Source organism: Streptomyces sp. NBC_01363 (assembly GCF_026340595.1).
Lineage (GTDB): Bacteria > Actinomycetota > Actinomycetes > Streptomycetales > Streptomycetaceae > Streptomyces.
This window is the reverse complement of sequence record NZ_JAPEPF010000001.1, coordinates 2,321,555-2,348,506: the sequence shown is the minus strand read 5'-3', so window position 1 is coordinate 2,348,506 and position 26,952 is coordinate 2,321,555. Positions and strand designations below refer to the sequence as shown.

At 68.2% G+C, this 26,952-nt stretch carries 20 protein-coding genes, 1 tRNA gene and 2 pseudogenes; 17 read left to right on the top strand and 6 right to left on the bottom strand.

Annotated features, from left to right (window positions below; translation table 11 throughout):
- Positions 1-54 precede the first annotated feature (54 nt).
- Positions 55-1,332, top strand: coding sequence for a M6 family metalloprotease domain-containing protein (locus tag OG611_RS10980; protein WP_266418147.1), 1,278 nt, complete (start codon positions 55-57; stop codon positions 1,330-1,332).
- A 33-nt stretch (positions 1,333-1,365) separates the two neighbouring features.
- On the opposite strand, the gene OG611_RS10975 is transcribed toward OG611_RS10980, so the two are convergent.
- Entirely contained in the window at positions 1,366-3,048 is a 1,683-nt protein-coding gene (locus tag OG611_RS10975; protein ID WP_266425746.1) for a class I adenylate-forming enzyme family protein, read from the bottom strand.
- Positions 3,049-3,206: 158 nt separating this feature from the next.
- Positions 3,207-3,794 carry a TlpA disulfide reductase family protein gene (locus OG611_RS10970; RefSeq protein ID WP_266418145.1) on the bottom strand — a complete coding sequence of 196 codons (588 nt, stop codon included), beginning with the start codon at positions 3,792-3,794 and terminating at the stop codon, positions 3,207-3,209.
- Positions 3,795-4,115: 321 nt separating this feature from the next.
- Here OG611_RS10970 and OG611_RS10965 point away from each other — a divergent pair.
- A pseudogene (locus OG611_RS10965) lies at positions 4,116-4,403 on the top strand (LAETG motif-containing sortase-dependent surface protein); the annotation flags it as partial.
- A gap of 752 nt (positions 4,404-5,155) precedes the next feature.
- Here OG611_RS10965 and OG611_RS10960 read toward each other — a convergent pair.
- Entirely contained in the window at positions 5,156-8,554 is a 3,399-nt protein-coding gene (locus tag OG611_RS10960) for an AAA family ATPase (protein WP_266418143.1), read from the bottom strand.
- A 1,657-nt stretch (positions 8,555-10,211) separates the two neighbouring features.
- On the opposite strand from OG611_RS10960, the gene OG611_RS10955 reads away from it, so the two are divergent.
- Positions 10,212-10,284, top strand: a tRNA-Arg gene (locus OG611_RS10955).
- 320 nt (positions 10,285-10,604) lie between these two features.
- Here the strand turns inward: OG611_RS10955 and OG611_RS10950 are convergent.
- Positions 10,605-11,384, bottom strand: a complete 780-nt coding sequence (locus tag OG611_RS10950) for a calcium-binding protein (RefSeq protein WP_266418141.1) — start codon at positions 11,382-11,384, stop codon at positions 10,605-10,607.
- A gap of 317 nt (positions 11,385-11,701) precedes the next feature.
- Between OG611_RS10950 and OG611_RS10945 the strand changes: the two genes are divergently transcribed.
- Entirely contained in the window at positions 11,702-13,201 is a 1,500-nt protein-coding gene (locus OG611_RS10945) for an immunity 49 family protein (RefSeq protein WP_266418139.1), read from the top strand.
- A gap of 48 nt (positions 13,202-13,249) precedes the next feature.
- Here OG611_RS10945 and OG611_RS10940 read toward each other — a convergent pair.
- Positions 13,250-14,636, bottom strand: a pseudogene (locus OG611_RS10940) (alkyl/aryl-sulfatase); the annotation flags it as partial.
- On the opposite strand from OG611_RS10940, the gene OG611_RS10935 reads away from it, so the two are divergent.
- The 4 genes from OG611_RS10935 (at position 14,596) to OG611_RS10920 (ending at position 18,450) form a co-directional block, all read left to right on the top strand.
- Positions 14,596-14,772, top strand: a complete 177-nt coding sequence (locus tag OG611_RS10935; protein WP_266426308.1) for a hypothetical protein — start codon at positions 14,596-14,598, stop codon at positions 14,770-14,772. The pseudogene OG611_RS10940 and the gene OG611_RS10935 overlap by 41 nt on opposite strands.
- Positions 14,773-15,498: 726 nt before the next feature.
- Positions 15,499-16,092, top strand: a complete 594-nt coding sequence (locus tag OG611_RS10930; protein WP_266418137.1) for a hypothetical protein — start codon at positions 15,499-15,501, stop codon at positions 16,090-16,092.
- Between the two features lie 2 nt (positions 16,093-16,094).
- The gene (locus OG611_RS10925) at positions 16,095-17,246 is read left to right on the top strand and encodes an MAB_1171c family putative transporter (RefSeq protein ID WP_266418135.1); all 1,152 of its coding nucleotides are present in this window, start codon (positions 16,095-16,097) and stop codon (positions 17,244-17,246) included.
- Complete coding sequence (locus tag OG611_RS10920; protein ID WP_323180152.1) at positions 17,191-18,450, top strand: amidohydrolase family protein; 1,260 nt, start codon at positions 17,191-17,193, stop codon at positions 18,448-18,450. The genes OG611_RS10925 and OG611_RS10920 overlap by 56 nt, the downstream gene beginning before the upstream one ends.
- A gap of 24 nt (positions 18,451-18,474) precedes the next feature.
- Here the strand turns inward: OG611_RS10920 and OG611_RS10915 are convergent, their stop codons facing one another.
- Positions 18,475-19,353, bottom strand: coding sequence for a helix-turn-helix transcriptional regulator (locus OG611_RS10915; RefSeq protein ID WP_266418133.1), 879 nt, complete (start codon positions 19,351-19,353; stop codon positions 18,475-18,477).
- A gap of 256 nt (positions 19,354-19,609) precedes the next feature.
- On the opposite strand from OG611_RS10915, the gene ccmA reads away from it, so the two are divergent.
- The 9 genes from ccmA (at position 19,610) to OG611_RS10870 (ending at position 26,935) form a co-directional block, all read left to right on the top strand.
- Entirely contained in the window at positions 19,610-20,617 is a 1,008-nt protein-coding gene (ccmA, locus tag OG611_RS10910; protein WP_323180151.1) for a heme ABC exporter ATP-binding protein CcmA, read from the top strand.
- A complete protein-coding gene (locus OG611_RS10905) occupies positions 20,617-21,657 on the top strand; it encodes an ABC transporter permease (protein ID WP_266418129.1) in 1,041 nt (346 codons plus the stop codon). Before ccmA ends, OG611_RS10905 begins: the two co-directional genes overlap by 1 nt.
- Positions 21,654-22,988 carry a YcaO-like family protein gene (locus tag OG611_RS10900; protein ID WP_266418127.1) on the top strand — a complete coding sequence of 445 codons (1,335 nt, stop codon included), beginning with the start codon at positions 21,654-21,656 and terminating at the stop codon, positions 22,986-22,988. Before OG611_RS10905 ends, OG611_RS10900 begins: the two co-directional genes overlap by 4 nt.
- Before the next feature lie 18 nt (positions 22,989-23,006).
- The gene (locus OG611_RS40885; RefSeq protein WP_353962563.1) at positions 23,007-23,738 is read left to right on the top strand and encodes a TOMM precursor leader peptide-binding protein; all 732 of its coding nucleotides are present in this window, start codon (positions 23,007-23,009) and stop codon (positions 23,736-23,738) included.
- A gap of 11 nt (positions 23,739-23,749) precedes the next feature.
- Positions 23,750-25,423: a nitroreductase family protein gene (locus OG611_RS10890; protein WP_266418124.1), complete on the top strand. Its 1,674-nt coding sequence runs from the start codon at positions 23,750-23,752 to the stop codon at positions 25,421-25,423.
- Between the two features lie 3 nt (positions 25,424-25,426).
- Complete coding sequence (locus OG611_RS10885; RefSeq protein ID WP_266418122.1) at positions 25,427-26,185, top strand: nitroreductase family protein; 759 nt, start codon at positions 25,427-25,429, stop codon at positions 26,183-26,185.
- Positions 26,186-26,296: 111 nt separating this feature from the next.
- On the top strand, positions 26,297-26,467 hold the full coding sequence (locus OG611_RS10880) for a thiocillin family RiPP (protein ID WP_266418120.1): 171 nt from the start codon (positions 26,297-26,299) through the stop codon (positions 26,465-26,467).
- Positions 26,468-26,507: 40 nt separating this feature from the next.
- Positions 26,508-26,684 carry a thiocillin family RiPP gene (locus OG611_RS10875; protein ID WP_266418118.1) on the top strand — a complete coding sequence of 59 codons (177 nt, stop codon included), beginning with the start codon at positions 26,508-26,510 and terminating at the stop codon, positions 26,682-26,684.
- Positions 26,685-26,752: 68 nt separating this feature from the next.
- Positions 26,753-26,935 (top strand): thiocillin family RiPP, encoded by a 183-nt coding sequence (locus OG611_RS10870; RefSeq protein ID WP_266418116.1) that lies wholly within the window; start codon positions 26,753-26,755, stop codon positions 26,933-26,935.
- Positions 26,936-26,952 lie beyond the last annotated feature (17 nt).

Sequence of the window (26,952 nt, the reverse complement as noted above, 5' to 3'; positions counted from 1 at the left end):
ATCCGCAGAGCGCAGTCAGGGCCGGCCGACTGCCGCGGACCCCGAGGCGCCTATATGCAGAAGCCCCGCCACCGGATACGCAACCACCGCCACCCGATCGCGCTCGCCTCCGCAACAGCCCTGGTCATAGCCGCAATGGCCACAGCCAGCAACACTCTTCCGATAGCCAGCCGGGCCTCGGCCGGCCCGGTGGCCACCGCCCGTTCGGCAGGCATAGCCCCGTGCCGAATACCGGCGACCACGGGCGTACAGATGTCGGAAGGCATGCCGACACCGGAGGGCTACGCCCGCTCCACGGGCAAGGTCCGTGCCCTCAACCTGATGATCGACTTCCCGGACGCACCGGGCGCCGGTTCCGCGATGGACCGGTACGCCGAATTCTTCCCGCAGACCACCGGCTGGTTCCGGACCGCATCGTACGGACGGCTCACGTACGTCCCCGACGCCCCGTTGAAATCCTGGCTGCGGATGCCACTGCCGTTGTCGGAGTACGGGGTGGAACGCGGCTCACCGTACGAGCCGGGCTACCGCCACCTCATCCAGGACATCATCGCCGCCGCCGGTCCGAAGGTGGACTTCGCCGCGTACGACCTGGTCAACATCCTGGTCACCCCGAACGCCGGCCCCTCCGCCCTGGACACCGTCCTGTCCGTGACCTTCTCCGGCAACGACGACGCCCCGCGGGCGGACGGCGTCCCGCTCGCCAACACGTCCTTCATCTACAGCCGCCAGGACGACGGCTCGGGCTCGTTCAAACAGACCGGATACCGCGTCCTGCCGCACGAGAACGGCCATGTCTTCGGCCTCCCCGACCTCTACACGATGGAGGGCGGCGGCTCGGTCGGGCACTGGGACATCATGTCCGAGGACTGGGGCGCCAATAACGACCTGCTGGGCTGGCACAAGTGGAAGCTGGGCTGGCTGGACAACAACCAGATCAGCTGCGCCGCACGGCCCGGCACCAGCGACCACGTACTCGGACCACTGGCCACCCGGGGCGGCATCAAGCTGGCATTCGTACCGCTGAGCAGCGAGTCCGGCTATGCGGTGGAGGTGCGGACCAAGGCCGGCAACGACCAGGCGATCTGCAAGCCGGGCGTACTGATCTACAAGGTGAGCTCGGACGTCGACACCGGACAGGGCCCGGTGTCCGTCGCGGACAGCACCAAGGGAAGCGCCGGCTGCACCCGGCTGCCCAATGTGCACTCCGAACTGTCCGACGCCCCCTTCCGGCCCGGCGAGACCTTCACCGACCGGACCAGCGGGATACGCATATCCGTGGTCGACAAGGACAAGAAGGGAAACTACCGAGTCCGCATAACCCGCCCCTGACCACGCCGCCCGCTCGCTCCCCTGTCGCCCCTCCTATCGCCCCCGGACCTCCGCTTCGACGGGCCCGCGCAGCTCCCGCTTGAGGATCTTCCCGGTCGGATTCCGGGGCAGCGGCTCGTCCCGTACGAGCACATGGGCCGGAACCTTGAACGCGGCCAGGCTGCGCCCGACGTGCGCCCTCAGCTCCTCGGCCGTGACGGTGGCACCGGCCCGCAGCCGGACGACGGCGGCGACCTCCTCGCCCAGGACCGGGTGCGCGACCCCCAGCACCGCCGCGTCCTCGACGTCCGGGTGGTCGTGCAGCACCGCCTCGACCTCCACGCAGTACACGTTCTCCCCGCCGCGGATCACCATGTCCTTGATCCGGTCGACGATGCCGACCCGCCCCTCGTGCACCACCGCGAGATCCCCGGTCCGGAACCACCCGTCGGTGAACGCCTGGGCGGTCGCCGCCTCGTCGCGCCAGTAGCCGCGGACCAGTGACTGACCGCGCAGCCACAGCTCCCCGACCTCCCCCTCGGGCAGCGCTTCGCCCGAGGGCCCGGCGATCCGCACCTCGGTGGTGGGTGTCGGACGGCCGACGCTGCCCGGGTGGAGCCGGTACTCGGCACCGAAGTTCGCCAGGACACCACCGCTGGTCTCGGTCAGGCCGTAGCCGTTGCGGGGTTCGATGCGGTCGCCGTGCCGGGCGGTCAGCCGGGCGACCAGATCGGGCGGAGCGGCGGCCCCGCCGGTGTTCAGCATCTGCAGACCCTCCAGGCCGTCACCCGCCCGCTCGGCCGCGGCGAGCAGCTGGAGCGCGGTCGCCGGGACACCGGCGTAGTGGGTGACGCCGTGCTCGCGGATCAGACGGAGCGCCTCCTCGGCGTCCCACTTCCGCATCAGGACGAGGGCGCCGCCCGCCGCCATCGCCGCGTAGAAGCCGGTGAACGCGGCGACGTGGAAGAAGGGGAAGGTCAGCAGCGACACCGGGGCGGGCCCCTGCCCCGGGATCAGCCCACGGCCGAGCGCGGAGGCGGCCGCGTGGAACCGCGAGTTGATCGCCGCCCCCACCTGGGCGAGATGGGTGGCGACCGCACCCTTGGGCCGGCCGGTGGTGCCGGAGGTGTAGATGATCGTCGCGTCGTCCTCGGGCCGGATCTCGACCTCGGGGGGTGCGGCGAGCGGATCGGGCGCGGGCAGGTCCTCGTACCGTTCGACACCGTCCGGGACGGTCTCCTCCGCATGGAAGACGACCACGCGCGCCCCGTTCTCCGCCGCCCACCCGGCGACCCTGGGCAGCCGCTCGCCGTCCACCAGGAGCACCCGCGGCCCGGAGTCGTCCAGCGCGTACGTGAACTCGTCCTCCGTCCACCAGGCGTTGAACGGTACGGCGACCAGCCCGGCCAGCTGCGCCGCCCAGAAGGCGATCTGCCACTCGGGGTGGTTGCGCATCGCGACGACGGCCCGGTCACCCCGGCGCAGCCCGTACGCCCCGGTCATCCGGCACGCCAGCGCGGACGCGGCGGCGAAGAACTCGGCGTACGAGTAGCTGCGCTCCCCCGAGATCAGGAAGGGCCGGTCCCCGAAGGCCCAGGTGGTCTCCACGAACTCACGGAGCGTCCTGGGCCCGTCCGCGTACACGAGCGAGCCGGCGTGCACCCCGTCCTCCACCCGCACCACGGCGAACGGGGCTCCCGGGCCGGTCAGCGCGGCTTGGATACGGACGGCGTCCATCGGAGCGGGGGCTGGGGCGGGGGCCCGGTCGGGGGTGGCGGGGGCGGGTTCGGTGTGCGGCACGAACGACCTCTCCAGCATCTAAGCGCTTGCTCAGTCATCGGTACATTCGCGACGCTATGCCCGCACCCCTCCCCCGTCAAGACACCCCGTCCCGCTCAGCGCGCGGCAGGGGAACCGGCCCGCGCGGCGGCGACAAGGCCCTCCAGCTTCCCTTCGCCAAGGGCCCCGGACACCGTGGCGGCAACCCGTCCCCGCTCGTCCACGACAAGGGTGACGGGCAGCCCCTGGGTGTTCAGCACGCCCTTGGGCAGCGAGAGGAGGTGCTTGCCCCCGGGGTCGAGAATGCTGGGGTAGGGCATGTGGAACTCACGGGCGAAGGCACGCGCCGCATTGGCGGAGGCGTCCCGGTTCAGCCCCAGGACAACGACCCCCTGGTCCTTCATCTTCCGGTGGTAGCCCACCAGGACCGGGGTCTCCTTACGGCAGGGTTCGCACCAGGAGGCCCACGCGTTGACCACGACGGTCTTGCCCGCGTAGTCGGCGAGCCGCACCGGGCGCCCGTCGGCATCCATCCCGATGAAGTCCGGCGCGGCAGGACGGTGCGCGCTGTCTATCGTCAGCGTGCCGTCCTTGCCGCGATGGAAGCCCGCGGGCGTACCCGGACTGCCTCCGATCGTGATCCCGACGATGAGCGCGACGGCGCAGGCAAGGGCAGCCAGAAAAGGAACAAGAGGGCGTTTCATGGGGGGTCCTTCGGGGCGGCGTCGGTCAGGCGCCACCCGACGTCCGGGCCCGGGGGCTCCCGACCCCGCACCACGCCGCTTCCCCCGGCCGCCCGTACGGCAACACCCGGCACCCCGAGAGGCCCCGGAATCCGCGGTGCGGTGCGGACACGGCATGCGGGCATGCGGGAACACCCCCGCGCATGCTGAACAACGGTTCTTGCTGGTCAGTCAGAACGGTACGCCCACCCCCAACTCCCCTCACGAACAGCCCCCTTACGAACCTCTCCCCCGCACCGTCCTCCCACCGGACGGACACGTTTCCCCCAGCACAGGGAGACCCAGAAGGGCCGGGACGGCCGCTGGGAACTGATCGGCGTCACCTCGGGGCCCGGCGCCCCGGACGTGCCGTGCTCGCAGGGCCCCGGCCTCTACACCAGCGCGCCCGCCTACGCGGGCTGGATCGACAGGACCATGAAGACCAACAGCGCCCAGCCGACCGCGGCCAAGGAATCCGACCTCGCCGAGACCGGTACGAACGACAACACCGCGGCGATCGCCGGTGCGGCCACCGCGCTGATCGTCACCGGTGGCGGCACCGCCGTCGCGGTACGCCACCGCACCGCCTGAGCGGATCCGGCGCAACCCGAGGGCGGCACCCTCTCGGCAGAGGATGCCGCTTCGAGCCCCGGCTGGAGCACTTCGGCCCGACCCCCTGGGCACGCCGGCTCACCCATCTGACACCTCAGAGGTTGCAACTCAAATAGCAGCGCAGGTGAGGCTTGAGACGTAACACTTGCTGCTACCCCTTGGGTGCCCTGGCCCCGCCTCGACCGCCGCATCTTCCTCCTCCTGCTGGACGACCAGCACCGAATCCTGCTGTGCGATGGATGCTGCGGCGGCTGGACCGTCCCGCAGGTCCGCATGACGAGCGGAGCACAGTTCGTGGAGTCGGCTGCCCGATTCCTGGACGAGCAATTCGGATTGACGAAGCCACGCTTCGGCTCCGTCTACGGATTCCGGCAGTCGCGCGCCAGCGACAACTGGGAGTTCGACCGCGTGACGGCGGCACGTGTCTTCATCGTCCGCATCAGCGACGCCGAGGGGGCGGCAATCGAGCAGAGATCGCCCGCACACGCTCGATGGGGTATCGCGGACCTACGAAGGGGTACTTCGCGGCGTGCTTGCCGAGTTCCGCGGCGCCGGTTGCCACTTGCTCGCCGGCGTTTCTCATCACTCGTGACAGTGGACGGCCCTTGGACCGCTGGATGTCACGCCATGCCACGAGCTCGTAGCCCGAGGGATCTGCCACTCCTCGATCGTAGCGGCCAAGCCCTCCGGACAGTGCAGGAGCGAACTGATCCATAACTATGGACAATTGCTCACCCCGAGGAGCCAAACGCGGTGTCTGCGTTCTCGCCGCCCCAGCCGGCCGGGCTGCGCCAGATGACATTGACACGGAAGATGTCGCGAATCGTGTCTACAGACCAGTCCTCGGCGGGCGGTTCGGAGAGAACAAGGTAGAGACCGTCGGCCGCCGCGGGCAGCGTGTGGTTGATCTCGAGCAGTCGGGTCGCGCCCGATCGCAGGTCCGCATAGGTGGAGCAGCCTGCGCCCAGGGCCTCGTAGAGGAAGAGACCGTGCTGGGTATCGCAGCTGACGTCGACGATCGGCGAGTCGACCGGCTGGAGGTCCGCCCAGAGGAGCGATGCCTTCAGCGCGTGACGAACCGCTTCGTGCTTCTTGCACGCGCGGTCGGTGCCGGCGGCCGTCTCCAGCGCGCGAAGGAAGCCGTCCTTCGTAGTCACAGCCGGTGTTGCGGCAGTGGTGTCCGCAGTGGTCATCTGCACTTCTTCCTTCTGATCGGGTTGCGTCGGGACGACGGGGACCGCGCCGGCGGAGTTAGGCTTCGTCGTCGCGCCGAAGCGCTCCTGGAGCTCTCGCCGCGCTTCAGCGAGAGGCCCCGCCCAATCGGAAGCTGCCAGCCCCTCCGCGAGCCGGTCCACGTCGAAAGTGCCCTCCTTGAGCGCACGGTTGGTTGTCGCGGCGAGGTCGCGAAGAACTCCGAGTCGTTCTCTGTTCGGATCGCCGAACAGGTGAAGCACGTCAACCCAGTCGGCCTGGTCCCGTCGGAGGATGCGGTTGGCCATGCCTTGGAGTTCGGAGAGCCGGCTGCGGGCGTCGGGGACGTCGCCGTCGCTCTCGGTCAATTCTCCGAGAACATCCAGTGCCGCGAGGTAGCGCCCTGCCATCCGCTCCGAAACGGGCGACCGACCGCGCTGGTCGGCAGTCAGTACCGTCTGGGTCGTCTCGTTGGCAAGCACCCAGCAGTCCAGCTTCTCGCCCCGCAGCGGAGGAACCGATCCATGGCGGACGGTGAGGACGAGCGGTCGGTCGATCACCGGCGACAACGGCTTGACCTTGAAGCGACCGCCCGGGGCCCGGTCCACGACCTCGACCCGGACATCAGCACCGACCCGGGGAAGCCTTCCGGCCTCGCCGCCCTCCGGCTGGGCATCGGGCACCGTCGGTGCCTGGGCGTCCCCGGAACCGGTGAGCGCCTCCGGCAGCGGGGCGGTGTGCAGGACGGTCAGGGTCTGGGTGCTGCGGGTGAGGGCCACGTACAACTGGCGCAGCCCGGCGGGACCGCGGTCGGCGATCGTGGCGGGCTCGACGACCAGGACGTGGTCGTACTCCATACCCTTGACCTGAGCTGCGGCCAGCACGGAGACGGCCTCGCGGTTCCGCTCACCGACGTCGCCGTCCTCGCCGATCCTGCGGCTGATGGCGTCCAGCCAGTCCGAGTCGTCGGGAACGATGACGGCCACGGAGCGGGGGGTGCTGCCATCACTGGTGTCCACGAGCCGGGCCACGTGGGCGACGGTGTCGTCGAGCAGCTTCCACGGCTCGGTCGCCACGGTCCGTACGACGTTCGCTCCCGCCGCCCGGACAGCCTGCGGGTACGGCAGGGCCGGAGCGATCGTCCGTGCGAGCGGAGCAACGAACTCCATGATCTCGGCAGGAACGCGGTAGCTGGTGGTGAGCTGAGCCACGCTCCAGTCGCCGTGGTCGGAGAGGAGCGCGCCGAGCAGGTCCCAGCTCGTCGGGATGTGGGCGCCCGTCGCCTGCGCGAGGTCGCCCAGGACGGTCATGGAGCCGCCCACGGCACAGCGCCGCCGTAGGGAGCGGGCCTGCATGGGCGTGAGGTCCTGGGCCTCGTCGACGACGATGTGGCCGTATCGCGGTGGGGTGTCGCCACTGATCAGCACTCGGAGCTCTTCGAGGCAGACGTGGTCGTCGAGGGTCCACGGATCGGCGTCAGCGTTGGCAGCGCGGGCCCGCAGCAGGGCCGCCTGCTCGTCCTCGTCGAGGATGCCGTCGGCGCAGTCCCGGAGGAGGTCGGCCGAGTCGTAGAGGCTGCGCAAGGCCTCCCGGGGGCCGGGGGACGACCAGACGCGTTCGACAAGGCGCTCGACCCGGCGGTTGCGTTCCAGGTCGCGGCGGATCGTGTCGGCCTGCCCGCGGCGCGGCGCGATGTCGGCGAGCTCCTGGAGGAGCCGGTCGACGAAGAGGCCGCGGAAACGGTCGCGCCGCTCCCGGAAGGGCCCGTCGCCGGTCTGGGCCCGGTCGAGGAGGGCGAGGACCTCGGACTTCGGCACGCGAAGGGTCGTACTGCCGGCGGTGACGACGATCGCGGGCTCGTCACCCTCGAAAGAGGGGTCGACGGTGAGGGCGTCGAGAGCCTCGGGGCGGTAGTCGCTCTCGACGCGTCGCCGCAGCACGGCTGCCATGCGTTCGTCCGACTTCACGAGGCGCGCCTTCGGGGAGTCGGAGCCGAGGATCTCGCCCTCCCACAGGCGGTCCAGCTGGACGGCGTTGACGTCCCGGGTGCCGAGGGTGGGGAGGACCTGTCCGACATAGTCGAGGAACCGCTGGTGGGGGCCGATGACGAGGATGTCCTGGGCCCTGAAGTGCTCGTTGTTGACGAGCCAGGTCACCCGGTGGAGACCGACCGCCGACTTGCCGGTACCAGGGCCGCCCTGCACGACGAGGATGTCCGAGGGCGAGCCCGTGACCAGCTCCATCTGGTCGCGGCGGATGGTCTCGACGATGTCCCGCATCCGGCCGCCGCGCGACCGCTGGAGCTCCCGCAGCAGGAAGTCGTCCGGCTGGAGCGTCTTCCGCCGCTGGCGTCGTACGACATCGCCGGGGGTGGGGGCCAACGTACGCTCCGGGGCGGGGGGCGCGTCCATCTCATCCGCCGCGCTGTCGTCGACGGCCTGACGGGGCTCCGGTACGGCGGCAGGCTCGGGTACGGCCAAGGGCACGGGAACGGGCGTCGGCAAGGAGATCTCGTCGAAATAACTCTCGACGCTCCGCTGCACGCAGCGGAGCTGCCGACGCAGGACCACCGCGCCCGGGTTCTCGGGCCGGGTCTCGATCCACTTCTTCGCCAGGGGGCTGGTCCACAGCAGGACCACCGGTTCGTGCGAGGCGTCGTGCACGCCGCGGCGCCCGATGTACCAGGTACGGGGGCCTCCTCCCGGGTCTTCCGGCGCGTCGACGCGGGAGAAGACCAGGGCTTCGTCGCCGAGCCCTCCGTAGGCCTCTGCGCGAGCCTCCGCGTCGGCCCGGTTGGCGATCCCATCCTTGCCGCTCGCCGAGGCGGTGGCGGCCGAGGTGCCGCTCAGTTCAGCCAGTTTCGTGGTGTAGCAGTCGTACGCGTGGTCCACCGCCCGCTGCTCGCCGGCGAGGATCTCGTCCCGAGTGGTGGTGCTCATGTGCGTCCTCCCTGCGGTGCCGGGGGACACCGCCACGGGCATGTGCCCGTACCCCGCTGAAACAACTATCAGAAACCGGATGGTGACGAACAGTCAGTGGATCAGTTTCAGGACGAGGTCGTCGGCCTCGGTCCGCCAGGCCCGTACCTGGTCGTACGTGGGCCCGAGCTCGTACAGGTGGTAGTGGCACCCCAGACTCAGCTGGGACCAGAGGTCCTTCGCCGTCGGACCGCCTCCGCCGACGCGACGGAGTGCAGGAGGAGCAGCTTGGCGCGCCCGTGGTGCGGGACAGACCGGGCGTCGCGGCTTCCAGCACCCGGTCGGCGCAGAGCTCCAGCGCGGTCCGCAGCGCGAGGCAGGCGCCGCGGTACCGGCCGACGGTGGTGGCGTCGGCGAGTTCGCCGTCGAGGAGGCGGTGGGCCGTGAGCAGCAGACCTTCGACGGAAACGGGGGAAGGGGTGGTCATGCGGTCCTCACCCTGCGGGCCTCGGACGAGAAGAGGTCCCACTTCGCCCGCCGGCCCCCGGTGGCCTGCCAACGAGCGAGCTTCGCTGCTTGGCCGCCGCACGCCCCGGTTGCTGTCGGATTGAGTGGACGACAGACCGCAACAACCCGGGCACACGGGCCTTCCACAAGCCGTTGGGGTTTCGCGGAGTTCGACGGGAAATCCGTCTATCGTATGGACACTGGTACGACGTGAGGGTGGGGCGGAGCCATGACAGACGTGCGCTGCGATCGATGTGACCTCGTCATCGGAATGGGCTGTGCGTGCCCGCCCGACGGATCCGCGCCAGGGGCGCGTCCCGCAGCCTCGCCCCGGCAGGAGTGGCGGCGCTTCCCTGCGGACACGATTCTGATCTCCCCTACGCAGTACGCACACCTTCCCGGAGCCTGTACCCACCTGACCGAGGATCTGGTGACTGCACCACGTTGGGGCTGGATCCCCACGCCTCCGGCCGGACTCTGGGACCGGTTGAGCAGCAGCTACCCGGCAACCGCGACAGAGGGAAACACCGCGCGGCAGGCGGTACGGCGGTGCGAGGAGTGCCAGACAACGCTGGCGTGACGTGAGCTGCCATGGATGCAGGTACGAGTGCACGCCTTGAGTTTGCAAGGCGAGCACTCTCAAAGGGCCTTATGAGGCGTTCCCACCCCATCCGGTTGGCAACAGAGGCGGGCGACGCCGCTTACCCCACACTGTCCGGTGCGCTCGAACCTTCGGTGGGCAGCCCCTCCGCCTCGTAGCCGGATCATCCTGAACGCCGACGGCGCCCGCCACCGGTCCCCGGAAGAGGACCCGGACAGGAAGGAAGAGGCAAGTACAGCCCTGCGCCTCGCCCACGAGATCCTCGACCGCGCGCCAGGCGTCGTCGCCGCCGTGCTCGACACCGCCTGGCGCGGAACTCACCGAGCCAGGCTCGTCGCCCGCGGAATCGCCGTCGGCACAGCAGGAGAGCCTCGCAGGTGACCCGTGCCCGGCGCTGGCTGGGCAGCTGCCCTCCCGGCGTCGGGCGGGTAACCCCCTCACCTGCGCATCCCCACCCGCTACACTGACGGCGGCGCGCCAGTCCGCTGGCGCACTGGTGGATCAGTGGATCAATGCGTCCAGGATCGCGGCTTCCGCCGCAATTTCCTACACATTTTCCTACAGATCCCCGCCTTCGTAGCTCAGGGGATAGAGCACCGCTCTCCTAAAGCGGGTGTCGCAGGTTCGAATCCTGCCGGGGGCACAATGCATTAGGTCGCTGACCTGGAGTTTCTTCCCCGGGAAGGCGCTCCGCTCGGCCTCGGGCTTCCGTCCGGGGCCGTTCGCATACACGGACCGGCCACGCCCGCTCTCGCCGTCATCACGGGCGTACCGGACAGTGCGCGGACCCGTGTCGCGCCATGGATGAGACAACGCCCTGGGCTCGATACGACAGATGCCCGACGCTGATCGATCGGCCAAGGCAGGGGTGAGCCCGCAGGATCAGGGGATCAGCGTCATACAAGCGGGGGCGCCGTCCCGGTGAGGACGGCGCCCCCGCTCGGGAACGCTCTCAGTACGTGGCTATCGGACGTCGACGAAGTCGCCGGCCGCGTTGACCGCCGGAGTCGTCGTCGTGCCCGCGAAGCTGTAGCGGAAGTAGCCGTCGGTGGCGGCGGTGACGGTCGTCTTGAGGTTGCCCGTCGAGTTGGACTTGATCGTCTTCACCGTGGTGTAGGTGTTGCTGCCCTTCTTGCGGAACTGCAGCTTCACCGACTGGTTCGCGTAGCCGTGGTACTTGTTGTCCTCCCAGTTGGCCCGGGAGAGCTTGCCGGTGACCGTGATGGTCTTGCCCTTCTTCACCGGCTCCGGCGAGGCGTTGACCGTCAGCTTCGAGTAGCGCTGCACCTTGAATGTGGTGGCCGCGTCGCGGTGGATGAAGTCGGAGTCATTGGCGGAGACCAGCGTGCCGAGCTTCCAGGTGGCTGCCGCGTTGTTGCCGACGAAGCCGACCGACGCCTTCGGGTCGAACGTCAGCGTGCCGGTGCAGGTCGACGTGGTGGCGCTCGCCTTGACGCACTTGATCTCGTCGTCCCAGATCTGCGCGTAGTTCGGCTTCGGGCCGAAGGCGCTGATGTAGGTGGTCTCGGCGATGCCCGAATCGTCCGACGCGGTCACCGAGACCTTGGCGGACACCACGTTGGTGGTACCGACCACGACCGGCTTGCCGCCGTTGATGACGACCTTGTCGATCGTGATGTTGCCCGCGCCGCCGTCCTCCGCCTGGGCGGCGGTGGCCCCGATCGCGGTGACGGCCAGCGCGGCGCCGGTGCCGAGCACGGCAAGGCGCATGGTTGTACGCATGAATTCCCCCCACGGATTCATCGATTGATCAGAGGGAGCGTACGGCGTCGGCCAACGGTTCACCACGTTGTTGTTCAACGCCGAGGAGCCGTTCTCAGTCGTCCGCGCGGCTCCCCGCGGCTACCCGAGCCAGTACCCGGGGGGCCGCTCGCGAGGTATCGCACAGAGACTCATCGGCCCCCTCAGCTGTCGGACCGGACGATGAGCCGGACCTCCAGGTGGCGGGCGAGTGCGGAGACGGATGGGCGCGGTCGAGCTCGTCGGCCGGGGCCGGGGCGCGTCGCGCGCCCGTACGCCGCCTTCGTAGAGTCGGGGGAATGAACCCGGACCACGCTCCCGACACCGACGAACTGCTGCGCGGTACATACGCCCGACTGCTGCCCGCCGACTCGATCACCCCTGAGATCGCCGGTTCCCTACGCTACGCGCGTCTCGTGGCCGACGGCCTCGTCTTCGCCTACGCCCTCGACCGGCCCACCGATGTACGGATCCTCACCGACCCGGACGTGGAGAGCGTCGGCCTGGAGGAGCTGGGGCGGGCGGCGTACGAGAACCTGTTGCGCGTACCCGTCACGCACGAGGAGATCCCCTTCGAGGGGACGATCCTGCACTCCTTCTACGGCGACTCGCACTTCATCGGGAGCCAGGCGCTGTTCCTGTCCGCCGCGGTCCGGCAGGTCACCGGCGATTCGCTTCCGCACGCCGGTGCCCTCGTCGTCATGCCGAGCCGCCACAACCTGGTGTACCACCCGATCGCCGACGGCACGGTGGTCGATGCCGTCAACGGCCTCGCCTCCTACGCGCTGGGTGCCTTCGAGGACGGGCCGGGGGCACTGTCCCCGCGGGTCTACTGGTGGCACCGCGGCAGCCTGAAGTCGCTCACGGCCATCGACGAGGACACCCGGTCCTTCTCCATCCAGCCGCCGCCACAGCTGCTCGGCCTGATGAAGGGCCTGGTCCGTCTCGACCGCGCCGGCCGGCTCGCCACCCGTACCGTCGCCGAGGCGCCCGCTCCCGACCTCGCCGAACTCACCCGTGCCACAGCCGAGTCGGTAGCGGGTCTCTCCCAGGGTCCGGCCGCCGACCTGGGCGGCGCCTTCGCCTCCGCCGTGGCCCACGCACACGCACACTGCGCCGCCGACCCCAGGGCTGCGCAGATCGACACATGGGACGCCTGGGCCACCGCCGTACAGCTCGGCTGCGCCCTGTTCACCGGTGCGCGGACCCAGGACTGCCGGCTGGGCGAGGACCTCGTCCGGCAGCTGCCGGCCATGCCCGCCGCACCGCCCGCGAACGCCCGTGCCTGGCTCGACGCCCTCTACCTGGCGATCGTGTGCCGGGAGGGGGACCGGATCCGGCGGCTGTGCCAGGTGCCGCTGGAGACGCTGCGGCAGGACAACTCCGTCGACGCGTACGTGCTGTGCTGGATCGACACCCTGCAGACCTACTTCTCCGAACGCCACTCCATGGACGGGGTCGTGGAGAAGCTGGTCGCCACCATGAAGACGTCCGGGCCCGACGAGGTGACCCACGCGCCGATGGAGTTCGTGAACGGGATCGACTACCAGCCGGTCGCGCTCTTCCACCGTCTCGTCGCGCAGGACCACGACGCCTTCGCCGAGACACTCGCCGAAGCCCTCACGGAACACGGCGCCCACTGGGGCGAGTCGGCAGCGCCGCGCGCCCGAGTGGCCCTGGGGCCATTGGCGATGGCGAGTCTCGCCTTCGACCACGGGTTCCCCATCGCTCCGGCGCAGCCGTACCTGCCCCTGTACCTGCTCAACCGCGAACGGATCGAGGAGATCCCCAGCCCCTGACCCTGCCCCGGTGCCAGGAGGTGCACCGACCGCCGGCTAGCCGTCGGCTCATGGTGTGACGATGGCGAACTCCGGGTCCGGATCGCCGAGGTGGCCGAGCAGTTCGGTGAGCTTGTCGGCGTCGCCGATGACCTTGACGGTGTCCCGGGCCGCCAGCTCGGCCGGGGTGACGGTGCCGAGCAGGACGGCACGCAGATCCGCCTCGTCGAGAGTGATCTCGACGTCCGGGTCGGCCGCGGCAGGGCCGGTGCCGGTGACGTGGCTGAGCACACCGTTGCGCAGACGCAGCGTGACCGGATCACCGCCCCTCGGATTCCAGCGCACGGCGATGTCCACGTCCCAGCTGCGCGGGCCGTCGACCCGGATGGCGAGGGCGTCGAAGAGCTGGTCCGAGGTCAGCGCCGCGAGCAGGTCGGGCGAGGTGGTGGCGGTGGGGGTGCCGACCGGGCCGTGGCGCAGCTCCAGGGCACCCATGAGGAAGAAGTTGCGCCAGGTACCGTTCTCGCTTCCGTACCCGAGCTGTTCCAGCGCGTCGGCCTGCAGGGCACGGGCCTCGGCGTTGTCCGGGTCGGCGAACACGACGTGGTTGACGACCTGGACCACCCAGCGGAAGTCCGCTTCCGCGAAGGACTGCCGGGCCCGGCGCAGGACTTCGACGGCGCCGCCCATGAACTCCACGCAGCGCCGGGCGGATTCGACCGGCGGATGCTCCCAGAGATGCGCCGGATTGCCGTCGAACCAGCCCAGGTAGCGCTGGTAGACGGCCTTGGTGTTGTGGTTGACGGAGCCGTAGTAGCCGTGGGTGTGCCAGGCCTGCTCCAGGGCCGGGGGCATCTGGATCCGCTCGGCGATCTCCACCGAGGTCAGGCCCTGATTGAGCATGCGCACGGTCTGGTCGTGGAGGTAGGCGTACAGGTCGCTCTGTTCGGCCAGGAACGTCACCACGCGCTCGCGGCCCCACACCGGGCAGTGGTGCGAGGCGGAGGCGACATCGCTGGAGTCGGAGAAGAGCTCGATCGCCTCGGCGAGGTAACGGGCCCACACCCGCGGGTCGCGGACCTCGGCACCGCGCAGGGTCAGCAGATTGTGCAGGTCGTGGGTGGCGTTCTCCGCCATGCACAGCGCCGCGCGGTCGGGGAAGTGGATGTTCAGCTCCCCCGGCACCTCGGTGCCGGGGGTCAGCTGGAAGACCATCCGGATGCCGTCGACGGTCTCCGTCTGCCCGGTGCGGGTGATGTCCACGGTCGGCGGGATCAGACCGACCGCACCGGTGGAGACGGTCTGCCCGAGACCCGCGCCGATCTGCCCGCGCTCCCCCCTTCGGCAGCGCCACGCCGTGCATGTAGGCGGCGCGGCGGCTCATGGCCGTACCGGCGTAGACGTTCTCGCTCACGGTGTGCTCCAGGAAGCCGTGCGGGGCGAGGACCGGCACACCGTCGTCCTGGCTGATCGTCGTGTGCGCCGCGGTCACCTTCGCGGTGACCATCGGCGCCGTGCTGGCGGAAGAACCGCCGTTGAACCGGTTCCTGACGGGGGACCGCGGCACTCGCGAGGGCACCGTGGACAGGTGAGGACCGCGGACCTGCCTGCCCGCCGGTCACGTGTCCAGCCACTCGCCGACGGTGAGGCGGCTCGTTCAGGCCGTGACAGAGGCGCCTGCGGGTCGCCTCGGCGTCCGGCAGCGGCGGCTTCTCACGCGAATCCACACCCGCTTCCTGCGACCGACGCGGGTACGACGAGTAGCGAGAAGAACCAGCCAAACGTTCCATCTCGCAAAGGAGTCAGGAGCGTCACGCCCGGATCAGCTGTCGCGACGCTCGGCCCACCCTGTCCCAGTGCGCACATGCGCACAGGCCGCCAATTCGGCCAACGCCCTCCGGGATGCTCCGCACCGGTCCAGGTGGTCCGAACTGGGGCGTCGCCGTTGAGGGCCAGCGTTTCAGCCATGCCTTCTGATGGATCCTCGCCCTTTCCAGGCCCACTTGTGCAAACATGGTCAACGGCGGAAGTAAAGCGGCCCCGTTCGACCAAACGGTGGCCTTGCAGGCAAAAACAAGGGGATCCCGCCAATCGAACCAACCGGGGGCATCGGATGGCAGTGCTGTAACTCGTTCCGTACTACAGAACCACTGACACCAGACCAACCTAAATCGGACGGACCTCTCTGCAGGGTTCGTCCTACTCGCCCGGCTCCCCCTCCGCCACCCTGTCGGAGCACGGAGCCCCGGCGGGCGACACGGCGACTGTCGACACTGCGAGCAGTAGCGATGGTCGTGAGCGGGGGGACCGAATCATTCATGTCGTGGCGAACCATCATTTCCAACTCGGCGCGCACCAGGCTCAGAAGATCCCACAGACAGCCTTCGGGGGGCAGCCGTGAATCCGAGTGGCAGCTGGAGCGACGTATCAGTCAGCTCCTGCGGACGCTCAATGTGCGCCCCCCGCTCGATGTGAAGGAGCTGTGCCAGGCGCTATCGCAGAGCAGGGGCCGGCACATCGAGTTGCGGTCGTATCCGCTGCCACCGTCCGGACCGATCGGTCTGTGGCTCGAAACCGCCAACGCGGACCTGATCCTCTTTCAGAGGGACACCACGCCGCTCCATCAGGACCACATCATCCTGCACGAGGTCGGCCACATCCTGGCTGATCACCGCGGCGCAGGCGTCGACACGCAATGGGATGCCCTGTTGCCCGGCCTTGAGATCGGCGCGATACGTCGTGCGTTGCAGCGCTCCTCGTACGGCACCGAACAGGAACACGAGGCCGAACTCATCGCGACGATCATCCTGGAGTGGGCTTCCGTGCTCGACCGCGTCATGCCTTCCAGCTCGGATGATCACTCGACACAGCGGATTCAGGACGTGTTGGGCGACAAGCGGGGGTGGCTTTGACGATGGCCGTTCTCTTCTTGACCGTGCTTGCAGGCGCCGTGGCGTGGAAGCTCTTCCAGCTGTTCAAGGACCCCGGAAACAGTCCGCTCCGCGCGGTCACCCTGTGTTTGGTCTGTGCAGGTTGCTCCTACCCACTGGCCATGCCCGGAGGGGCCACAGGCCTCGATGCCGTCGCTGGGCACGGCGCGGCCAAGCTGGCACAGAACGTGCTCTTGTTGGCGACGTGTTATTTCCTCATGTGCTTCTACCTGTACTCGGCGGCAGACGGTCGCGCAGGACGCCGACGGGCTCGACGGGAAGCCGTGGGGCTGCTCCTGATCACCGCAGTGATCACAACCGTAGCGATCACTGCTCCGCGCGCCGTCCTGGTCGGCAGCTTTTCCACGGCGGATATGACTGTCCCCCACGTCGCTGCGTTCTATCTCGTAGCGGGTCTCTATCTGATGTACACGCTCACGGCTTCCTTCTTCTGGACACAGCACTACGCCCGCATCTCCCAGCGCCCGCTGTCCACCGGCCTCTGGCTGGCCGCAGTGGGACTGGCCGGCATGGCTGCGGCTTGCCTCATCCGCGCGGTGTTCGTGGTGATCCGGAGTCAGGGCAGCCCGGTCCCCGACGTGCTGACGGTGGCCGCATCCGTGCTGTTGGTCGTGACAGTGCCCCTGTTCGTGATCGGCGTGGCCTATCCCGCTGTCCGGAACCGCATCGCCGTCATGCACATATGGCGTCAACATCGCCAACTCCATCGACAGCTTTACCCGTTGTGGCTGCTGTTGTCCGAGGCTTTTCCTCACACGGTGCTGCAAACCAGCAACTCTGCCTCCTGGCACGACAGGTGGCGTGCGCGCCGTGTGCATCGTCGCTACCACCGGCGCATCATCGAATGCCGCGATGGCCTGGTTCAGATCAGCCCCTATCTCGCTGCCCTCGACCAAAGCGGCGCGACCTCCGACACCACGACGCCCGAGCGCGTGGCTCGGCGCCTGCGCGACGCCGCACACACATGTGACCGCAGGACCGCGGGAGCGGTTGGGTCGGCCTGGACGGCGGGGGCGACTCCGGAAGCATCGTCGGCCATACCTCAGCAGCAATACCGGAATGACGATGTTCAGGAGCTCCTGTCGCTGTCAGAGGCCCTGCGTTCCACCACCTGACCACCACCAGTGGAAGAGAGTTGAGATGCTGATTACCGCTGCCCGCGTGATGACCGGAAAGTTGGGCGAAGTCATCACTGATGGCGCAGTCCTCGTCGATGACCGGACCATCATCGCAGTGGGGCCACGTACAGATATCGAGGCTCAAGCACCCGCCGGTGAACCGCTCCTGTCCTTTCCTGACTCCACGGTCCTGCCCGGGCTGATCGATGCGCATGTCCATCTCGCCTTTGACGCAGGGCCCGACCCTGTCGCCACTCTGCAGGACCGCGACGACGACGGCCTCTTCAAGGACATGGGGGTACGGGCAGAGAGGCTCCTGAGCATCGGCGTCACGACCGTACGCGACCTGGGTGACCGCAACGGCCTGACGCTGCGTCTGGCTGAGGCGATCAGCGGCGGTGCCGTCGCCGGTCCACACATCATCTCCGCGGCCACGCCGGTCACTCCGCCCGGCGGACACTGCTGGTTCCTAGGTGGAGAGGTGTCCGGCATCGACGAGATCCGCGGCCTTGTCCGGCGCAACGTCGCCGCGGGCGCAAAGGTCATCAAGGTGATGGAAACCGGTGGCGGTCTCACCAAGGGCGGCGCCAAGAGCTGGGAGTCACAGTTCAGCCCGGACGAGCTGGCCGCGCTCGTCGACGAGGCTCATCAGGCCGGGCTGCCTGTCGCAGCCCACGCCCACGGCGCAGACGGCATCGCTGCCGCGGTCGAGGCCGGAGTCGACACGCTTGAGCACTGCACGTGGATGACGCCCGACGGCTTCGGGCTCCGAGAGGATGTCCTGGCGCAGATCATCGCCAAGGACATCCATGTCTGCCCTGCGGTCAGCCCCCACTGGCAGATGCTGCCCAAGGTGTTCGGGCCCGAGAAGGCTGCAGTGATGTTTGACCTCGTACGGCAGATGGCCAATGCCGGGGTACGTCTGATCGCCGGCACTGACGCCGGAGTTCAACGTGCCGGGTTCGACGGGCTGGTCTCCAGCCTCGCCTTCTACGAGCACCTGGGACTGCCCAACGATCGCATCATCGAGATGGCCACGACCGAGGCGGCTCGCGCACTGGGCGTGGCCAACCAGACGGGCCGGATCACCCCCGGATACACCGCCGACCTCCTGATCGTGGACGGGGATCCTCTCGCCGATCTCAGCTCGCTGAGTGCGGTCAAGGCCGTGTTCACTGCGGGCGCCCGCTACCAGCCGTAGAGCAGCTGCCAATCGGAAGGGGTGCTACTGCCCGGGCAGATCTCGTTCCTGCATCTCCGCGACGACCTCGTTGAGGAAGGACAGGACGTCCTCCGGCAGGCCTTCGGAACCGAGTCCGCGAGCCTCCACCCGGCCGACGGCTCCCTTGCGGGCAGAGGCCAGAAGCCGCAGCCCTTCGAGTACCTGCCGAGCCACGGCGTCATCGGGCTGAAAGAACATGGGTGAGACACCGAACACCCTGGCCAGCCCCTCGCAGACCACGGGCGAAGCCGTCCGTTCAGCCCCGGTCCGCAGATTGCGCACACCCTCCTCGGAGATGACGGGACCGCCGGCATGCTCGCTGACCGCCTCGGCGATCTCCGCATCCGTGGGCGGTGTCTGTCTGCCCGGATACGAGTGCCTGAGCAAGTAGGTGATCTTCTCTTCCAGCGAGCGGGGAACCTGTGCGACCGGATCGGCGCCCGCGCCCGCCGGGGCAGGAGCATCGCGGCCGAAAGACCGCTCCTGAGCCGCCAGCAATTCACCCAGGCTCACCCGGTACCCCTCAGCCAGGAGGTTGGCGTAGCTGTCCTTCAGCCGCCGCTTGCCTCGCTCCGCGTTGGCCACCGGACCTGCGCTCTTCGTCCCGATCAGGTCCTTGGTCCGGTACTGGGAGTAGCCCGCGTCGCACCGCAGATCGGTCAGGTCGGGCAGACCTGCCCGCGGGAAGAGATCGTCCAGAGCCCGCCCGAGAACCCTGGCGAGCGTCGGCAACTTCTCTCCGTCAGGGGATGACTGGCCTGTCTCCCAGCTGGCGACGGTCGGGTCGGCGACACCAACCGCCTTGGCCACCTCGCTCTGCGTGAGTTCGGCGGCGCGTCGCACTGCCCGCACTCGGCGTCCGTCGAAGCGACGAGCAGGCATATTGACCCATCCCTCAAGCTTGATTTTCTAAACAAAGGAAACCTTAGACAGTTGACCGGTTTCCCAAATCAGGGTAGCTTCAGTTTAGCGAACGAACGGCCTCCGGCGTACACCCCAGGGCACCCTCCACCACCCCTTTACGTGGCCAGCACCTTTCAGCTCCTGAGCGAGCGACCCTGCCTCGCGGCAGGCCACCGTCATCGCCCTCTGGCCCTTAGTCCATCCAGCGAAGAACAACCGCACGGCGGGATCGAGCATGAAGCATTCTGCGCAGAATACGGGAGAAGGAATGGAACGGGAAGGACACGGCAGCGCTGTCGCGACCGTTCGTGATCTCTTCAAGCAGTACGACTCTCGTACCGTATTGGACGGAGTCAGCTTCAGAATCCTGCAGGGGGAAGTCTTCGGGCTACTCGGGCCCAACGGGGCGGGTAAGACGACACTCCTGGAATGCCTGACGGGGCTACGCAGACCGACCTCCGGATCCATCGAGGTCCTGGGATCCGACCCGTCATCCAGAGATTCGGCATGGCGCCGGATGGTCTCCGTTCAGCCCCAGGAAGCCACACTCTTCCCGCAGTTGACAGTGCGTGAGACCGTCGAGTTATGGGCCTCGTTCTACGAGGATCACGACGAAGTCGACGAAGTGCTGGAACGTGTCGGACTTCTGGACGAGGGGCATCAGCGCGTGAAGGCGCTGTCCGGCGGACAGGCGCGGCGGCTGCTTCTCGCGGTCACCGTCGTCGGTCGCCCGCGCGTACTCGTCCTGGACGAACCGGCCGCCGGACTCGATCCCCAGGCCAAGGAACACCTGTGGGACGTCATACGGAAGCAGCGCGACACGGGTGGCACGGTGCTTCTCACCACGCACGACATGAACGAGGCCACGGAGCTGTGCGACCGGGTGGCGGTCCTCGTCAGTGGGCGTATGGCCGCCTGTGACACACCGGCCCGCCTGGTCTCGGAACTCGCGGACAGCAGCACCGTGACCTTCACTACGTCAGCGGACGCGGACCTGAGCGAGATCAGCGCCTTCCCTGGCGTCACAGCAGTGGAGAGCGCTGCCGACTCCGGGGGCCGGATCGCCGTCCAGGTGCGTACGACGATCGGCGATCAGACCTTGAGGCGTATCGCTGCCGACCAGAACCTGCTCGCCACCGATCTCGGTGTCAGCAAGGGCGGGCTCGACGCGGTCTTCCGCAACCTTGCCGCCGACGGACCGGCACACGAAAGCAATCCTGAGAAGGGGAAGGCGGGACACTGATGAGCGCGATGACCCCCGCATTTCGCCAGATGGTCAAGACGAACTCCCGGGAGCTCTTCCGGGATGGCAAGACAGCGTTCTTCACCCTGGTTTTTCCCCTTCTCTTTCTCGCGATGTTTCTCGGTCTGGGCACTCTGACTGCGGGCAGCTCTTACCGCATGGCGGTGATATCCGCATCAGAACAGACAGCACCCATCGACAATTTGAAAAAGGTCGATGGCTTCCACGTGGAGAAGTGGAAGAAGGCAGAGCCGCCCCGAACCGGTGACCTGGCAGGCTACGACGCAATCGTGAGCGTCACATCGACATCAGCCACCGTCGTCATCGACCCGGGCAAGTTCGGTGCGCTGAAAAATCTACGATCTGCTCTCTCGGACAGCGGTATCAGTGAGGCGCGCACGAGCTTCACCACGCCGGACGGCGGAGCCCCCTTCGACCCGCTCAAGGCAGCGCTGCCGACGGGGCTGCTCATGGCCTTGATGTCCATCGCCTTCTTCGGCACCGCGACTCCGCTGATCGCCCTGAGGGCACGCGGCACACTGCGGTTGCTCGGTACCACTCCGCTGAGCCGGATGACCTTCGTACTCGCCCAGGCGCCCGTCCGGCTTGCGCTGGTCGCCGCGCAACTGGTGATACTCGGAGTCGTCGCGGTCTGGATGGGCTTCCTTCCGCTCGCCGGCACACTGCGACTGATGGGGACGGGACTGCTCGGCGCGGTCATGCTCTTCGCCTTCGGCTACCTGATCGCGTCTCGCATGCGCAACGCCGAAGTGGTGAACGGTCTGCTGGGCCTGCTGATGCCCCTCATCCTCTTCTCCAGTGGGCTGTTTCTTCCCATGGACATGCTGCCTTCGGTGGCGGAGACCGTCTCGAACGCGCTGCCCACGACCTACCTGGTGGACGCGCTCAACCATGACCTCAACGCGGCCGCATCCGCCCACAGCCTCACTGTCGACTGGCTGATCCTCCTGGCCGGCGCGATCATCTTCGGCGGGCTCGCCGCCCGCCTGTTCCGTTGGGACCAGGGAGAAGGACGATGAATACAGCTGCACTGCAGGCCGGGCTCGGTCGTCTCACCGACCTGGACGTTCTGGTGGGCCCCTACGGAGTCGTGGAAAGAACCCACAGGCTGCCCAACCACCCGGGCGACCCCCGGTTCCCGATCTACTCCGCATCCCTCGGCGAGATCGGCCATGTCGCCGACAACGTCGCCGAGTCCACCCGAGGACGCAGCGCCCGAGGCGAGATGGACGGAGCCGGTGGCGCCGCCGATCCGGAGCGAGCGGCCCGGCTGAGCGTCGCCGAGGCTCTGGAGCGCTACGCCACCTCGGTGATACAGCCCGCAAGCGTTATCTGGGCGACCGCGGAGGAACTCGGTGAAGACGCCATCGACCTGACGACGCTGCCCCGCTGCTCCGAAAAGGAGCTGTCCCACCCCAGGGCACTCACCTTCGACATCGACACCACGTCGCCGATGCGCTGGGTCCGTGGGTGGTCCCTCACCCTGGAAAAGCCGCAGTGGGTGCCCGCGGTGGGGGTGTGGATGCACATCCCGCCTCAGTCCAGGGGCGAACGCTACGCGAACCCCATCTCCACCGGATGCGCCACACACACCGACCTCGCCCAAGCGCTGGTCAATGCGGTGTGCGAGGTGGTGGAGCGGGACGCGATCGCACTGACCTGGTACCAGCGCCTGGCACTCCCGCGGATCGAGTTCGATGCCGTGCCGGAGAACTTGGCACCGTTCCTGAAGAAGTCCCGTAACAGTCTGGTGGAAACGGTCTTCTTCGACGCGACCACCGATCTCGGAATCCCCACGGTGTACTCGGTGGACCTCACTCCGCACAACGAAGTGCTGGGGCAGATGGTGATGTGCAACACCAGCCTGGATCCGGCCGATTCGATCGCCAAAATCATCCGCGAATCCGCGTCGTCCCGTATCGCCATGCAAGTCCGGCGCGAGATGCCGGACTCCGTGGACGACTTCCTGCACGTTTTCCACGGCGCCTCCTACATGGGGCGGCCGGAGCGACGCGGGGACTATGACTTCCTCCTTGAAAACGACGCCCGCCGCCCGTTCGGCGCGATGCCCACCTTGACCAGCGGTGACAGCGGACAAGACCTGACTCTGCTGGTGAACCGGCTCAAGCAGGCCGGCTGCAATGTCGTCGCTGTGGAGTGCACGACGGACGAAGCCCGCGACGTGGGCTTCAGGGTCGTCCGTGTCGTAGTCCCGGAGCTGATGCCGCTGTCCTTCACTCACCGGGCCCGCTTCCTGGCGCATCCCCGTTTGTACGAAGCGCCGACTCGTATGGGGTATCCGGTGCGGAGCGAGGCGGAGATCAATCCGCTGCCACAGCCCTTCGCCTGATACGCCGACAGATACCTCATGCTCCAGGAAGGCAATTCCATGACGAAGGTGCACGTACTCGCAGTGGGTGACTTCGGGTCGGCCGTGGCAGAGCGGTTGCGTCCGGAGCACCACGACATCGCGGTGACCTCGGACGGGAACAGCGCTTTGGAACACTCCTCCCTCTGGCCGCCGGCACAAGTCAGAATCCTGACCTCATGGCGGGAGGCCCCCAGGCTGGCGGAGATCCTGGATGCCCGGTCGGCCGACTGGGGCACCATCTGGTTCCCTGTAGTCGCCGAGCACCCCCGGCTGCGCATAGGTCCTGTGGTCGTACCCGGCGAAGGCGCCTGTTACCGCTGCTTCCGGCGAAGGCGCGGTCAGCACGAGCGAGACGGTGCGCACACCGCCACCCTGCATGCCCATTACGACGCCTTCCCCACCTCGGGAACCGGCGGTTTCCTGCCCCATCACGTGGACATGGCTGCCGGTATGGCCCTTGATGTGCTGCGGCGCCTCGAGGCGGGAGAGTCCGCCCAGCTCGCCGGAAACGTACGCCACTGGCATGTCCTCGAACAGCACGTGATGGGCGCTCGTGTGGTCGGTGTGCACGGATGCGACCGCTGTCGCACTTCGCCGAGGGACCCTGCCACGGCGACCTGGGGAGAGCTGGCCCGGGACCTGGCCCCCCTCCTGACGTCCCATGGTGAGTCCGCTGTATCCGCCCACGGTGGCCCCATGGCTGCACCGTCGATATCCGCTCATCAGTGAGGTAGCGCGCCATGGCCGACAACAAACTCGTATCCGCGGAGGACATGCGACGCGCTGTCGCACAGGATCCTCAGTTCAATGCCCCCGTCCGCCCCGCCCTGTGCCGTGGCCTGGTCGTGGTGCCCTTCACGGACGGAATCCTGGTCGAAGGCGGGCCCACACGGCAGGTACTTCGCGGCGCCGCCACGCGTGAGCTGATCCCGAACCTCCTTCCTCTGCTCGACGGCACGAGAGACGCGGCGGAGGTGGCTGGGCTGGCCGATGTCCCCGTACAGCATGTCGAACAAGCTCTCGCCCTCCTCTACACCTGCGGGCTTCTGGAAGAAGGTGCAAGCGCAGGAGACCCTGCAGGGGACACCCCCGCAGCCGTCTTCCTGTCGCGCAATCTCGACTCCACGAGGGTCAACCGCAACGCGTCCGAAGTGCTCCAGCGGCTGAGAAGCACGCGGGTGACCGTGATCGGCGACGGCGAGACCGGAGCATTGCTCCGGCAGAGCCTGATCGCTGCCGGGTTCACTCAGGTCTCCCAGGGGTCGGACACCCCCGAGGGCGAACCGGATTTCGTGGTCGCGGTCGGCGACGGTGTGGAAACGGATCTGCGTGCGGTGGGCCGGTGGTGCGCGGCCCGTGGGATTCCGATGCTGCCGGCCCATCTCCGCGGCTCCACGCTGGATCTCGGTCCGTACATCGACCCCGCGTTCACCGTCTCCTACGACGATGTGGAACGCCAGCGCGCCGCGGCCACCGCTGCGAAGCAACAGGACTCCACGCGGAACGAAGCGGCTGCACGCACCATGGCCATTGCCATGATCACCAATCAAGTGACGTCGATCGTAGGGCGTGTGGGCTCCACCGTGGTCCTTCGCGGCCTCGTCCGAACCGACCTGGACGCGTGGCAGCAGGACCTGTACGTCATGGCTCCGGTCCCGGAGCAGGCGGACAACAGGTCGGCACTCACCACGGCAGGCGTCCCACTCGCCCTGATGTTCGAGACCTCGGTCGGTTTCCCCCCTCGGAAACTGTTGAACCCTCGCGACCATCAAGTGCATTACAAGCCGGGCAACGTCGCGCTGCAGCATGAGAGCAAGCGCTGGCCGAGCGCGTACACACTCGCCCTTCCGACGGAAGGGGTACTGCCGCAAGCGCCGCTGGAACCGGCGACGCCGCCAGTGGTCGACCAACTCGACCTCTCCCATTTGGCGTCGCTTCTGCTGGTCTCCGCCGGACGCAAGGACGAGGCGGGTTCGGCCCGGAGCGTCCCCCGATGGTCACCCACCGGAGGAAATCTGGGTTCGGTGACTCTTCACGCGGTCGTCCGGGACGTGACAGGTGTCCCGTCCGGCATGTGGGGTTACGACGCGACCGGCCACCGCCTGGCCCAGTTGCCTGCTGCCATGGACCTTGCCCGACTGCCCGGCGCTGGGAGCTCAGCAACGATCGTCTTCACCGGCGCCCTGGCCCGCGTGGCATCAAAGTACTCCACCTTCGCCTGGCGAATCGTTCATCTCGACGCCGGTGTGGCCATCGCGCAGCTGGTCCATGCGGCACGTGCCCTCGGTATCTCGGCTCGCCCGATGGACCGTTGGGACGACTCGGCGCTCGCCGCCGCCTTCGATCTCGACCTTGATGCCGAGCCCATCACAGGCGTGCTGGAGCTCCGTCCCTTCACCACAGACGAGGCCTGATTCATGCAGACGATCTCTCCGCTGCCCGCGCTTCTCGACTCCCAGGAAGTGATGCGGCAGTTACAGGTGCGCAGCCGGCTGGGCGCCGAATCCTTGCGCACAGCGCCCGCTGCACCGGCTCCCGAACTTCGCGGGACGCTCCAGGCAGCCGGTGCGACGCACCACGACAAGACTGCCGCTGTCGCCGCGCCACCGAGTGAACAATCGCTGGAAGCGGTACTGCGCCGCCGGTCGTCGGTGCGTACCTACGCCTCGCAGCCCGTCCCCGTAGAAGTGATCGCGGCCGTGGTCGAGCGTGCTGCGGCGTTCGACCGCCTTGCCTGGCCCGACCACGACGCCGGCGTCGAACTGGAGTTCCTGGTGGCGGCCCGCAACGTAGCCGGACTGTCCACAGGCATCCACCTCTACTCGCCGGCGGGCGGTGAGTTCATCCGGCTCGCCGATCTCCCGGCCGGTGAAGCGGCGGGAGACCTGGTCCTTCAGCTGGAGTTCGCCGACGCGCCTGCGATCGTGATGACTTGCGGCCCGATGGCAGCTTCCCTGGACCGCCACGGTGAACACGGCCACCGGCTGCTGCTCACCAGGGCCGGGGCCGCCTCCCAGACAGCATGGCTCACGGCCCTGGACCGCGGGCTGGTCGGCAGTATCTTCGCCGGTTTCCTGGCGTCGGCGCTCAAGCCGCTGGTGCCGGCGGACGGCTACCGCAGCGCACAGCTGCTGGCTTTCTCCTGCGGCTACCCGCCAGCTGCCGACGAACTCTGACGGCGACAGCGCCACCCCCAAGACTCCGTGCCCGAAAAGGGTGCGGTCAAGCGGCGGCTTCCTCTCGTGTCGACCGCCGATCACTCAAGACACCACACAAGGAGCGGCGTAATGCCCAACGAGACCGACATGCTCATCGACCTGTTCGCCGAGGACGCCTCCCTGACGATCGACGCCCTGCCGACCGACTCGGCTCTGGCGTCCATCTCGACGGCGGGCACGTTCGGCTGCCTCGGCGGCTCCACCATCGGTACCGCCGCCACCGCCAGCTCCCAGGGCTGACCACCTTCCCCAACTCGCCGCACAGGCAAGGAGCATCACAGTGAACGACACCGCAATCATCGACCTGTTCGCCGAGGACATCGCCGGCGACCTGACCGCTGAAGTCCTCGACGACGCGGCGCTGCTGGGCACCTGGGGCTCGATCGGCACGTTCGGCAGTGCCACCTGCCCCGCGTCCACCGCCTCGACCGGCGGCAGCGCCTCTTCGTCGGGCTGACCGGGCCACGGCAGGCAACATGCCGGCCGTCCATCCATAAAAAACACCGAGAAAACAGGAGCACCAGCATGTACGCAGACAACAACGCCCAGGACGTCATGGTCATCGATCTGTCCGTTGAAGACATGACTGTGGAGCCGCTCGCCGACAGCGCCCTGCTCGGCACCGCCGCGTCCTTCGGCACCGCCGCCTCGGCCAGCTGCCCGGCTGCCTGCGTCGGTACCGCCAGCAGTGCCTCCTCGGCCGGCTGATCGAGATCCCACGCTGA